The 547-nt window shown below is 50.8% G+C and carries 1 protein-coding gene; it reads left to right on the forward strand.

Annotation, left to right across the window (positions count from 1 at the left end):
• Positions 1 to 547: hypothetical protein (locus HBN98_RS28455; protein ID WP_169844093.1), on the forward strand; the 547-nt coding region annotated here is incomplete at both ends.

The following is a 547-nucleotide window of genomic DNA, read 5'->3' on the forward strand; positions in this document are numbered from 1 at the left end:
GGGAGAAGGAAGAAAGGGGGGGAGAGGAGGAAGGAAGGGGAAGAGAGAGGAAGAAAAGAGAGGAAGAGGAGGAAAAGGGGAGGGAGAAAAGAGAAGAGGAAAAAGAGGAGAGAGGCGGAAGGGGAAAGGAGGGGGAAGGAAGGAGGGGAGAGGAAGAGAGAAAAAAGGAAGAGAAAGAAGGAGGAAGGAGAAAAAAGGAAGGAGGAAGGCGGAGAAGAAGAGGGAAGAGAAAGGGGGGGAAAAGAAGAAAAGGAGAAAAAAAAGAGAGAAAAAAAGAGAAGGGAGAGAAAAGGAGGGGGGAAGACGGAGAAGAAAAAGAAAGAGGAAGGGGGAGGAAAGAAGAAGGAAGGGAAGGAGAGCGGACAACGAGAGAGGAAAAAAGAAGGAAGGAGGAAGAGAAAGGGGAGAAACGGAGGAAGGGGGAAAGGGGCCAGAAAAGAGGGGGAGGAAGAGAAGATCGGGGAGAAAGAAGGAAAGAAAAAAGGGGGAGGCAGGAAAAGGAGGGGGAAGGGAAAGAGCGGAGGGGAGGGAAGAGGGGCAAGAAAAA

The organism is Pseudomonas koreensis, assembly GCF_012986595.1.
GTDB classification, from domain to species: Bacteria; Pseudomonadota; Gammaproteobacteria; order Pseudomonadales; family Pseudomonadaceae; genus Aquipseudomonas; species Aquipseudomonas koreensis.